General features: G+C 70.9%; 9 protein-coding genes. 3 read left to right on the forward strand and 6 right to left on the reverse strand.

Annotated features, from left to right (window positions below):
- Positions 1-2: 2 nt before the first annotated feature.
- The 3 genes from BLR49_RS02780 (at position 3) to BLR49_RS02790 (ending at position 3,902) form a co-directional block, all read left to right on the forward strand.
- Positions 3-1,475: an NAD(P)(+) transhydrogenase (Re/Si-specific) subunit beta gene (locus BLR49_RS02780; protein WP_092533441.1), complete on the forward strand. Its 1,473-nt coding sequence runs from the start codon at positions 3-5 to the stop codon at positions 1,473-1,475.
- 442 nt (positions 1,476-1,917) lie between these two features.
- Positions 1,918-3,072: an ATP-binding cassette domain-containing protein gene (locus BLR49_RS02785; protein WP_092532923.1), complete on the forward strand. Its 1,155-nt coding sequence runs from the start codon at positions 1,918-1,920 to the stop codon at positions 3,070-3,072.
- Positions 3,069-3,902, forward strand: a complete 834-nt coding sequence (locus tag BLR49_RS02790) for an ABC transporter permease (RefSeq protein WP_245690335.1) — start codon at positions 3,069-3,071, stop codon at positions 3,900-3,902. The genes BLR49_RS02785 and BLR49_RS02790 overlap by 4 nt, the downstream gene beginning before the upstream one ends.
- A gap of 50 nt (positions 3,903-3,952) precedes the next feature.
- On the opposite strand, the gene BLR49_RS02795 is transcribed toward BLR49_RS02790, so the two are convergent.
- From BLR49_RS02795 to BLR49_RS02820, 6 genes are all read right to left on the reverse strand, one after another.
- Positions 3,953-7,204 (reverse strand): AfsR/SARP family transcriptional regulator, encoded by a 3,252-nt coding sequence (locus BLR49_RS02795; protein ID WP_092532926.1) that lies wholly within the window; start codon positions 7,202-7,204, stop codon positions 3,953-3,955.
- Positions 7,201-8,559 carry a phosphoglucosamine mutase gene (gene glmM / locus BLR49_RS02800; RefSeq protein ID WP_092532928.1) on the reverse strand — a complete coding sequence of 453 codons (1,359 nt, stop codon included), beginning with the start codon at positions 8,557-8,559 and terminating at the stop codon, positions 7,201-7,203. Before glmM ends, BLR49_RS02795 begins: the two co-directional genes overlap by 4 nt.
- Before the next feature lie 137 nt (positions 8,560-8,696).
- Positions 8,697-9,188, reverse strand: a complete 492-nt coding sequence (gene rpsI / locus BLR49_RS02805) for a 30S ribosomal protein S9 (RefSeq protein ID WP_092532931.1) — start codon at positions 9,186-9,188, stop codon at positions 8,697-8,699.
- Positions 9,189-9,228: 40 nt separating this feature from the next.
- A complete protein-coding gene (gene rplM / locus BLR49_RS02810) occupies positions 9,229-9,672 on the reverse strand; it encodes a 50S ribosomal protein L13 (RefSeq protein ID WP_092532935.1) in 444 nt (147 codons plus the stop codon).
- A 238-nt stretch (positions 9,673-9,910) separates the two neighbouring features.
- Entirely contained in the window at positions 9,911-10,858 is a 948-nt protein-coding gene (gene truA / locus BLR49_RS02815) for a tRNA pseudouridine(38-40) synthase TruA (RefSeq protein WP_218121287.1), read from the reverse strand.
- A 119-nt stretch (positions 10,859-10,977) separates the two neighbouring features.
- Positions 10,978-11,532, reverse strand: coding sequence for a hypothetical protein (locus BLR49_RS02820; RefSeq protein ID WP_092532941.1), 555 nt, complete (start codon positions 11,530-11,532; stop codon positions 10,978-10,980).
- Positions 11,533-11,598 lie beyond the last annotated feature (66 nt).

Genomic DNA, 11,598 nt, shown 5'->3' on the forward strand with positions numbered 1-11,598 from the left:
CCATGTCAGCGGCGCCGCCCGCCGTGTTTCCCCCGGCCGCGGCCGACACCGTCGGGCTGACTCTGCCCTCCCCGGTCGCCCTGGCCTACATCGCGGCGGCCGTGCTGTTCATCCTGGCCGCGGCCGGACTGTCCCGTCATGAGACGGCGGTAGCCGGGAACATCGCCGGCGCCGTCGGCATGGGGGTGGCCGTCGCAGCCGCCATCGGCCTGGCGCTCGTCTCCGACCCCGGCCAGGGCGTGGTCACCACCGCGATCCTGATCGCCCTGGCCCTGGGCATCGGCGCCGTGATCGGCATGCTGCTCGCCGGGAGGGTCGCCATGACCGGCATGCCGCAGCTGATCGCCGTCCTCAACGGGCTGGTCGGCCTGGCCGCCGTGCTGGTGGGCTTCAGCTCCTACGCCTCCCCCGACGCTCTGGCCCAATCACTGGGCGCCTTCCACCTGGGCGAGGTGTTCCTGGGCGTGTTCGTGGGGGCGGTGACCTTCACCGGGTCGGTGCTGGCGGCACTGAAGCTGGCCGGGCGGGTGCCGGGCCGGCCGCTCACCCTGCCGGGCCGCAATCGGATCAACCTTGCCGCGCTGCTCGTCAGCCTCGTGCTAATGGTCGCCTTCATCCTGCTGCCCGTCGGCTCTACGGCCGCCTGGGTGTGCCTGGCGGTGATGACGGTCATCGCCCTGGCACTGGGCGTGCACCTGGTGGTGGCGATCGGCGGCGGTGACATGCCGGTGGTCGTGGCCATCATGAACTCCTACTCCGGCTGGGCCTCGGCCTTCACCGGGTTCATGGTCAACAACGACCTGCTGATCATCACCGGCGCCCTGGTGGGCTCCTCCGGCGCCTACCTGTCCTACCTGATGTGCCAGGCGATGAACCGCTCCTTCATGTCCGTGCTGCTGGGCGGCTACGGCACCGAGGGCGCGGTGGTGGCTCCCGCCGAGGCCGAGGAGGGGAGCATCCGGCAGACCGACGTGAACGCGGTGGCCCGCGCCCTGCAGGATGCCCGCCGCGTGATCATCACCCCCGGCTACGGCATGGCGGTGGCCCAGGCCCAGTACCCCGTGGCCACGCTCACGGAGATGCTGCGCGGGGAGGGCGTGGACGTCACCTTCGGCATCCACCCCGTGGCCGGCCGCCTGCCTGGGCACATGAACGTGCTCCTGGCCGAGGCCAAGGTCCCCTATGACCTCGTGCTGGAGATGGACGAGGTGAACGACGACTTCTCCGACGTCGACATCGTCCTGGTCATCGGTGCGAACGACACGGTCAACCCGGCCGCGGAGGAGCCCGGCTCCCCCATTGCCGGCATGCCGGTGCTGCGAGTGTGGGACGCCCGGCGCGTGGTGGTCTTCAAGCGCTCCATGGCCTCCGGCTACGCCGGGGTGCAGAACCCGCTGTTCTTCAAGGACAACACCTCCATGCTCTTCGGCGACGCGAAGGAGACCGTGGAGGCGGTCATCCGCGCCATGGAGTGAGCACGTTGGGGGCGCAGAGTGAGTGGACCGCTGTGCCCCCGTTGGACCCCTGTGCCCCCGTTGGACCGCCGTAGCCGCTGGTTACAGCGGTCCAACGGGGCGTGAGCGGTCCAACCAGGGCGGCGCAAGACCCCGCCCACCCCCTCGGCTGCCGGCAACCAGGCCCCCGGCACCACGGGAACAGCCCCGCAGGCCCGACTGCACACAAGGATCCTCACCGAGTACACGGGCCCGCCCGCCCACAGGCACCCGCACCGACAACCCGGCTCCGGGAAGACGCTCCCAACAACGCGAGCGTGCGCCCGGGACAGGCACGGACGTCGTGCGCGCCCACCGGGGCGAGGCGACGCGCTTTCGACGTGTCCGCACCACGGCGCCGCTGGACCACACGGTGATACCACCCCGAAAGCGTCGTGAAAGCGGCGGCTGCCAGCCTGCCTGCATGAGCACTGCTTCATCGCCACACCCTCCGACCCCAAGAGCGCATCACCAGGCAGGAGACGTCCCCGCCATCCACGCCACCGGCCTGCGCCGCGACTTCGGCTCCCTGAGAGCCGTCGACGACCTGGACCTGGACATCGCCGCCGGCAGCGTCTACGGACTACTCGGCCCCAACGGGGCCGGCAAGTCCACCGTGGTCAAGCTGTTGACGACGCTGCTGCGCCCCAGCTCCGGCAGCGCGACCATCATGGGACACGACCTGGCTCACGCCCCGCACCGGGTGCGCTCCGTAATCGGCGTCGCCGGTCAGTACGCAAGCGTCGATGAGACGCTCACCGGACGCGAGAACCTGCGACTGTTCGCGCGTCTGACCGGAATGTCCCGCACCGACAGCAGGCGCCGCGCCGACGAGCTGCTGGAGGCCTTCAGCCTCGCCGACGCCGCCGGGCGGCGCGTGGGCCGGTACTCGGGTGGAATGCGGCGGCGCCTCGACCTCGCCGTCTCGATGGTCGCCACGCCTCCGCTGCTGTTCCTCGATGAGCCGACGACGGGGCTGGATCCGCGCACCCGCCAGCAGATGTGGCAGGTCGTCGAGGACCTGGTGTCACACGGGACGACGATCCTGCTGACCACCCAGTACCTGGATGAGGCCGATCGCCTTGCCGACAGGATCGGCATCATGAACCACGGGCGCAAGGTAGCCGAAGGCAGTCCCGATCAGCTTAAGGACCGGATCGGCACCTCGGCCCTGGCGATCACTCCCGCGAATCGCGCGGACGTGCCCGCCATCCGCGATGCCATCACCCGGGTGCTTTCCCCAGGCGGTACACCGACCACTCGCGCAGGGCGCATATACGCACCCATCAGGCAGACCGCGGATGCCACGGAGATCCTCGTGGCGCTCCGCGAGCAGGGGCTGTCTCCGGCGGCGATATCGGTCGACCGCCCCAGCCTCGATTCCGTCTTCCTCACCTTGACCGGCAACCACGGGCCGACCCGAGAAGCGACCGACCGCTCCACCACCTCCGGGCCCACCACCTCCGGGCCCACCACCGCCGGGCCCACCACCGCCGAGCCGGTTCACGCCGCAGGCCTGAGCACGCACCACAACACCAATCTGAATAACACCGACCTGAATACCGAGGAGGACCTGTGACCACCGCATCCGCTTCCCTCAACTCATCCCCCGCCTTGTCCGTTCCCCGACGCTTCAGCGAGTCTCGGCTAATACCGGACGCCGCCGCGATGGCGTGGCGCTCGGCACTGACCATGCTGCGCAATCCGGCGGAGTTCTTCGACGTGCTCATTCAGCCGGTCCTGTTCACCGTCATGTTCGGGGAACTGCTTGGCGGCGCCATCTCGGGGGACGTGCGCTCCTACCTGCCGATCCTGGTTCCGGGGCTGGTCATCACCAATGTGCTGTCCACCTGCCAGAGCGTCGGTGTTGACCTGCGTGAGGACATGTCCAAGGGCGTGTTCGACCGTTTCCGGTCGCTGCCCATGTCCCGACTGGCGCCGCTGCTGGGCCCAATGGCCACCGACCTGCTGCGGTACGCGGTGTGCGCCGCGCTGACGGTGGCGACCGGCGTCGCGCTCGGGTACAGACCGGAGAACGGCTGGATCGGAGCCGTTGGAGTCGTGCTGGCGGCCGCCGCATGCGGTTGGGCGATCTCCTGGGTGTTCCTGATGCTGGGCACCCTGTTCAGCTCGGCGCAGGCGGTGACCTCATTCAACATCATCATTCTGTTCCCCCTGTGCTACCTGTCCAATGCGCTAGTGCCCGTTGATACGCTGCCGCACTGGCTGAAGATCTTCGCCGAGCACAATCCGGTGTCCTATGCCGTCAGCGGGCTGCGCTACCTGCTCGACGGAACCGCCGGGACGGGAACGGCCGCCGACGCCGGCTGGGCCCTGCTGGGTTGTGTACTAATCGTGGCCGTGGCGGCGCCGATAACCGTCACGCGCTACCAGCGCTCCGTCGCCTAAGGCGGGAGCCGGTGGTCTCCCCGGTCGAGCGGCCGGGGAGACCACCTTGCTCACAACAGCTCAGCCAGTGAGCCGGTCAACGTCACCATGTGTTCTACGAGCGCCTCGGGATCGGAGGAATGAGCTTGCCTCAGCATCTCGTCGACGCGGCCGGGGTCGATTCCGCGCGCCGCCTCCAGCAGGCGGGGTCGTGACAACAGCCGTGAGGTCTGATTGGGGCCGCAGGCCAGGGCCGCACAGAACAGTTCCAGCCCCAGCCCAACTACCCGGGCGGAATCCACATCGCCGGGCTCCTCCCCGACCAACGCGGGCACGCCCGCATCTCCCCACTGCCCACCGTCCGCGGCCTGCGCCGCAGACAGGCCGACGGCGCAGGCAAACGACGCCGTCGTCGGCAGATCGAAGCGGGTGGCGCTGGCCTGTTGCAAGGCCTGCGTCAGTGCCTGCAGCCCCCGCCGCAGCATGGCGGTCGCCTCCAGGGCATGATCCCGCAGTGAGTCGCCTCGCGTGTCCGGCGCCGCCGCACCAGACCTGGCGATCTCCACGTCGATCAGCAGGCAGGTCGCCAGGCCGTAGAGCTCCCACGGGTTACCCGCGGGCACGTCGGCACCGGCCATGCGCTCAAGCAGACCCCGCGCCGCCGTGAAGGCCTCCTCCGGGCAGCCGCGCAGAAGCTCCATCTCACCGCCGAGGAACCCGGTGATGAACATCGCCATTCCGGGCACCGGCATGCTCTCGGCGTCCGCCAGTAGGGCGGCAGCGCGCTCCGGTGACGGCGCCAGATAGACCCTGCAGCAGTCCCGTTGCAGGCGCAGAGCGCTGCGGAGGGCATCTTGAAGCGGATGGCGGTCGGCCACCTGCAGCAGACGGGTGCACTCGCTCAGCCCGCCGCGGTAGTCCCCCATTTCCAGCAGCAGGCGCAAACCGTCGACGTCAAGCTCAAGCAGGCGGACGGGCGGCAGATCCGAGGCGCGCAGCCGTCGCCGCAGACTGCGATTGAGCTCCAGGGCACCGGTCACGTCACCGCGGTTCTCAAGCTCCGTGACCACGCAACTACCTGCGGCCCAGGCGGTCCAGTGGTCTGGATCCTCCAGCAGCCCGCCCCACTCCTCGTGCCGGGTGCGGACCAGCCGGCGAATCGCGGCGACGTAGGCGCTCTCGCACGGGAATGACGCCGGAATACGGAGCCGGAGCTCCTCCGGGAGGGGGCCCAGCAGCCAGGAGTTGGCCACCGCACGATGGAGCACCAGCATCCGGGCGATGTTTCCAACGGAGTCCGACGCCGCAGTCACCGCATGCCCCAGGAGCCGCGGCACCCAGGCGGCGGTCTGGCTGTAGCCCCAGCTCGTGGACCAGGCGGTCAGCAGCGCCGCACCGAGCACCAGGGCGGCCTCAGGAGCCTGATGCCCATCGTCGTCGCCCAGTGCTCGTCCCAGCTCGGCGGCCACCCCGCGCTCCTCCGCAAGCAGGGCGTCAACGGCAGGAGCGACCTCATCCATACGGCTGCCATCCATCACGGCCAGCACCGGGCGAGCCAGGCCCAGCGCCCAGCGGCGCACGGCACTTTGAGCCTCCGCCGCATCTAAGGTGCCGGCGACGCGCTCACGAACCAGCGCACGCACGGAGGAGAGCATGTGGAAGCGGGGCGGATCGTCCCCGTCCGCGGTCAGGAGCGACTGCGCCGCGAGCTGATCAAGCATGACGGCCGCGGCGGGACCGATCACGGCCTCGGCTGTCTCCAGGGTGAAGCCGTCGGCCAGCAGTGCGGCGCGCGTCAGGGCGCGTCGCTGCGGATCGTCCAACAGCGACCAGGACCATTCGATGACGGCGCTGAGGGTGCGCTGACGCTCCGGCAGATCCCGCGGACCGGTCATGGTCCTCAGGTCGCGTGGGAAGCGCTGCGCCACTTGCCGCACCGACATGACGCGGGTGCGCGCCGCGGCCAACTCGATGGCGAGTGGCAGCCCCTCCAGGGCGGGCAGTAGCCGAGCCAGGTCGTCGTCGTCGAGGGCCTGGTGCGGCCTGGCCGCCAGTGCCCGGTCACGGAACAGGGCGGCCGCCGCCGTGCCCGTAAGCGGCGCCAGCCGATGCACGTACTCGGCCGACAGCTCCAGGACGCTCCTGGACGTCACCACCACATGCAGCCCCGGCAATGAGGCGAGCATGGGCCCGAGCAGATCGGCGAGCGCACCGGCCACGTGCTCACAGTCATCCAGCACCAGCAGCGTGCCGGGAGCCGCGAGCGCCTGCGCCAGGGCGACGCGGGCCGGCTGCGCGGCCGAGCCACTGCGCCCGATGGCGGCCAGCAGCTCGCGGGCGAGCCGATCCACGGGCGCCGCGCCGTCGGAGGCGTCCGCAGCCACCGGGTCGTGCCCACGTGGGGCGACCTCCGTCATGGACAGCACTCTGATCGTGGGAAACGGGCTGCGTGAGGCGAGCGCCTGCGCCAGAGCCGTCTTGCCGACCCCTCCCGGTCCGGTGATGGTCACCAGCTGGCTGGTGGCGACCGCGTCCTCCACCACCCGCAGGTCGTGCTCCCGCCCTATCAGGCCGATGGGCGCCCGCAGGCCCTGCCGAACCGGGTGCTCAGCGGCCAGCGCATGCTCGTGCGCGGCACGTAGCAGCGGCCCGGGCACGGCGCCGGCCTGGCGCAGACGACGTCGGTACCGTTCGTAACGCGCCAACGCCGCAGCCGGTGAACGGGTCCAGGCCTCACTGCGAATCAGGGCGGCGAGCACCGCCTCATCGGAGGGATTCTGCTCGGCCAGGGACGGAAGCAGCTCCATGGCCTGCGCGTAACGCCCCAGCTCTCCGAGTGCGAGTGCGCGCAGGCGGAGGGCACGGGCACTAAGGGCCGTTGCCTGCTCCAAGAGCCGACGGTGCGGCGGGCTCACGCCCGCCCCGCTGATCTCCCCCATGCCCTCGGTCAGGTCGACCACATCGGCCGGGCGATGGGCGCAGGCCGCGGCCTCGGCCCGACGACGGCGTTGCACCAGGTCCAGGTGATCCACCTGCGAGCGTGGCAGGGTCAGGGCGTACCCCTCACCGTGTCTTTGCAGAGCCTCGGCCCCCAGGCGGTTACGTGTGCGGGAGACGACTACCTGCAGCGCCTGGCGAGGTCGAGACGGCGGCGAGCAGTCCCATAGCCCCGCGATCAGTTGATCCTCGCCGCCGCGGGCGCCGGGCAGAGCGGCGAGCACGCAGAGCAGGTCGAGAACCCGCCCGCTGAGCGGCTCGCCGTTCCAGCTCGGTGCGTCGTCCAGCAGCCGCAGCCCGGCGCCGGCGGCGTCGGACCGGGTCACAGCGCGAGGTTGTCCTTGACGACGGCGGCCAGGCCCTCGGCGACGCGGTCGGCCTCCTCCTGGCTGGCGGCCTCCACCATGACCCGCACCAGCGGCTCGGTGCCGGAGGGGCGCAGCAGCACCCGGCCGGTCTGCCCCAGCTGCTTCTCGGCGTCGGCGACGGCGTCCTGCACCGCCCGGTTGGTGCCGGCGGCGGCCTTGTCCACTCCACGGACGTTGATGAGCGTCTGCGGCAGGCGCTGCACGATGCTGGCCAGCTCCGCCAGGGACTTGCCGGTGCGCTTCATTCGGGCGGCCACACGCAGGGACGTGAGCACGCCGTCCCCAGTGGTGGCGTGGAGGGTGTCGATGACGTGCCCGGACTGCTCGCCGCCGAGGGTGTAGCCGCCCTGCAGCATCTTCTCCAGCACGTAGCGGTCGCCCACGCCGGTCTGCACGATGCGGATGCCGTGCTCGCGCATGGCCAGGATCAGGCCCAGGTTGCTCATGACGGTGACGACGAGGGTGTCTGAGCCGAGGGTGCCGTCGGCCTTCATGCCCACGGCCAGCAGGCCCATGATCTGGTCGCCGTCAACAAGGTTGCCCTCGGCGTCCACGGCCAGGCAGCGGTCGGCGTCGCCGTCGTAGGCGACGCCCATGTCGGCGCCCACGCTGCGCACGTATGCCTGCAGCTGCTCGGGGTGGGTGGAGCCGCAGTCGGCGTTGATGTTCAGCCCGTCCGGGGAGGCGTTGATGGCAATCACCTCGGCGCCGGCGTTGCGCAGGGCGGCGGGGCCGACGTTGCTGGCGGCGCCGTTGGAGGCGTCCACCACGATGCGCAGCCCGGACAGGTCGGTGGCCACGGAGTCCACCAGGTGGTTGATGTAGGTCTGGTCGGCAACGGTCTCGCCCTTGATGACGCGCCCGACGGCGGCGCCGGTGGGGCGGGGCAGGTCCTCGGCCAGGGCCGCCTCGATGCGGTCCTCGACGGCGTCTTCCAGCTTGTAGCCGCCGCGGGCGAAGAACTTGATGCCGTTGTCCGGGAAGGGGTTGTGGGAGGCGGAGATGACCACGCCGAGGCTGACGTCCTGGCTGGCGGTCAGGTGGGCGATGGCGGGGGTGGGCAGGACGCCCACGCGGGTGACGTCCATGCCGGAGGCGGCCAGGCCGGCGCTGATGGCGTGGTCGAGGAACTCGCCGCTGGCACGGGTGTCACGGCCGACGACCGCGCGCGGGCGACGGCCCAGCCGGTGGGGGGAGTCGTCCGTGCCGACCAGTACGCTCGCGGCAGCACGGCCGAGGTTGACTGCGAGATCAGGGGTGAGCAGTTCGTTGGCGAGTCCGCGGACGCCGTCGGTGCCGAAGAGTCGTGTCATGGGATCCTCCTGTTGGTTGACAGCGGCCCCATCATTTCACGCCGGAACGTAATCCGGCGGCCACCTCCGCGAAGGAGGTGGCCGCCGGTGAGAAAGGTGCGGGTCGGCGCGGGTCCGAACGGACGGCGCCGCCGCGGTCAGCGCTTGGAGTACTGCGGGGCGCGGCGGGCCTTGTGCAGACCGGCCTTCTTCCGCTCGACGATGCGCGCGTCGCGGGTGAGGAAGCCGGCCTTCTTCAGGGCCGGGCGGTTGGCCTCACGGTCGATCTCGTTCAGGGCGCGGGCGATGCCCAGGCGCAGGGCGCCGGCCTGGCCGGAGATGCCGCCGCCGTTGATGCGGGCGATCACGTCGAAGCGGCCCTCGAGCTCGAGCAGGGTGAAGGGGGCGCGCACGAGCTGCTGGTGCAGCTTGTTGGGGAAGTAGTCCTCCAGGGTGCGGCCGTTGATCTTCCACTGGCCGGTGCCGGGGATGAGGCGGACGCGGGCGACGGCCTCCTTGCGGCGGCCGAGCCCCATGCCGGGGGCGGTGATGGACTGGCCGCGGCCCTCGGTGGGGGTGGATTCGGTGGTGTAGCTGGCGGGGGCGTTGTCCTCGTCCAGCGCGTCGATGTCGACGGTGGTCTCAGCCACGATGTGTCCTTTGCTTGTCGGGTGCCGAGCGCTGGAGCGCTTACTGGGCGACCTGGGTGATCTCGAAGGTCTGCGGGTTCTGGGAGGCGTGCGGGTGCTCGGCGCCCGCGTACACCCTGAGCTTCTTCAGCTGGGCGCGGCCCAGCTTGTTGTGGGGCAGCATGCCCTTGACAGCCTTGAGGACTGCGCGCTCGGGGTTGTTGGCCAGCAGCTCCCGGTAGGAGACGGCGGTGAGGCCGCCCGGGTAGCCGGAGTGGCGGTAGGCGAACTTCTTGTCGGCCTTGCCGCGGGTGAGGACGACCTTGTCGGCGTTGATGATGACGACGTAGTCGCCGCAGTCCTCGTTCGGCGCGAACTGCGGCTTGTGCTTCCCACGGAGCAGGGTTGCAGCCTGGGCTGCGAGACGGCCGAGAACGACGTCGCTGGCGTCGATGACGTACCAGTTCTTCTCGACGTCGCCGGGCTTCGGTGTGTACGTGCGCACGGGCGTTGCCTTCGTTTCTCTTGGCGGGCGGGCACGCGGACGCAGCGCGGGCGCTGGCATCCTGCGGGACCGCCATGGTCAGATGAGGTGGTCGGAGCACCGGCCGCAAGTGGCGAGTGGGATGGCACCACGAACGTGATCGCGTGCTGCACGACGAGGCCCCACCCTACCGGCAGGCGTCGGGGACGGTCAAAGCCGGTGGCGCCGCCGCGGCCGTGAGACCTGACACGCCGCCCGGTCACTCGCAGCAGCCCGGTGACCGGCGCCGGATGCGGGCCCGCTCGGCCTGGGCCGCCAGGTCGGCATCGGCCGGGTAGGTGACCTCCTTCAGGGTGAGGCCGTGGGCGGGGGCGACGGGTGCGGCCAGCTGGCGGCTGCGGGCGGCCAGCAGCCGGGCGGGCCAGTCGGCATCGCGCCGCCCGGTCCCGACGGCGAGGGCGGCGCCGACCAGGGAGCGCACCATGGAGTGGCAGAAGGCGTCGGCGACGACGGTGAGGACCACCAGGCCGCCGTCGGGGCCGGGGGCGTCCGGGGCCAGGCGCCGCCAGGAGAGCTCCTTCAGCGTGCGGATGGTGGTGGCGCCCTCGCGGGGGCGGCAGTAGGACAGAAAGTCGTGCTCCCCCAGCAGGGGGCGGCCGGCGGCCTGCATGGCGGCGACGTCGAGGGTCTCGTTCAGCCAGAGGACCTGGCCGCGGCGAGCGGGGTCGCGCGGGGCACCGGCGGGGCCGCCGTCGGCAATCCGGTAGCAGTAGCGGCGGGTCAGGGCGGAGAAGCGGGCGTCGAAGGCAGCGGGGACTTGGCGCGCACCGTGGACCACCAGGTCACCGGCGCCGCGCGGGGCCGGGACGGGCCCGTGTTGGGCCTCGCGGGCCAGCACGCCGGCGAGCCGCTCCAGCAGGGCCTGCTCGGGGCTGCGGGTGGAGCGTCCGGGCAGGGCCAGCCAGGCGGCGGTGGGTACGTCCAGGTGGGCGACCTGTCCGGCGGCGTGGACGCCGGCGTCCGTGCGCCCGGCCACCGTCAGCCGCACCGGGGCGCGCAGCACGGTGGCCAGGGCATCGGTCAGCACGCCCTCGACGGTGCGCTGTCCGGGCTGGGCCGCCCAGCCGTGGAAGCCGGTGCCGTCGTAGGCCAGGTCCAGGCGCACGCGCACCGACTCGGGGCGTGTCGAGTCGGGGGCGTTGCTCATGGGCACCATGACACCACAGCCGGGGAGCGCCCGCCGCGTCCCCTCCCCGAGATCGGTAGAAGTTACGTGCCGAGATCGGTCGATATGACGGTGGGCAGGGAGTTTGGTCGTCCCCTGGGTCACTCGACCGCGCAGTCAGGCCGGGCCGTTGTAGCGCGAGTCGCCCCGCCTTGCGAAGGCTCTAGGCGCGCAGCTCGGCGGCGGCGACCACCTGCCAGCGCCACGAACACCCCCGTGAGCCCCACGATGGCGAGCGTGATCACCCAGTTGGCCTTGAGGAGGGTGTCCACGCCGGAGACGATCCACTCGGAGCGGAGGCCAACCACCGCACCCGGGATGCGCTCGCTGGCCAGCGTCTGCAGCTGGTTGATGTCCAGATCACTGCCGCCCAAAGAGATGAGCACCAAGGTCTGATCCTCTGAAACCCAGAAGACGTTATCACCGGCGGTGACATCCGCCAGGAACGCTCCGGCCACGTAGCGTTGGCGAGCCGTGGTCAGGGTGACGCGCTCGGCCTCCCCGGCGGGACACGTGAGTTCCAGGGCCTCCAGCGTGGTGCAGTTGGCGCTGAGCCTCACCGCCTCCTGTTGCAACTGTTCGTTCCCATCAACCATGCCGACGCGGACCACGCCCGCATTCCCGGGCAGCGCCTCCACAAAGGGGTCGGTGTCCATTCTTCTCAGGCACCAGTGCGTGAGGAAACGCTTCTACAGCACCGATCCTGCGAAGCCCTCGCCCAA

It is taken from the genome of Actinomyces ruminicola (genome assembly GCF_900103885.1).
Lineage (GTDB): Bacteria > Actinomycetota > Actinomycetes > Actinomycetales > Actinomycetaceae > Actinomyces > Actinomyces ruminicola.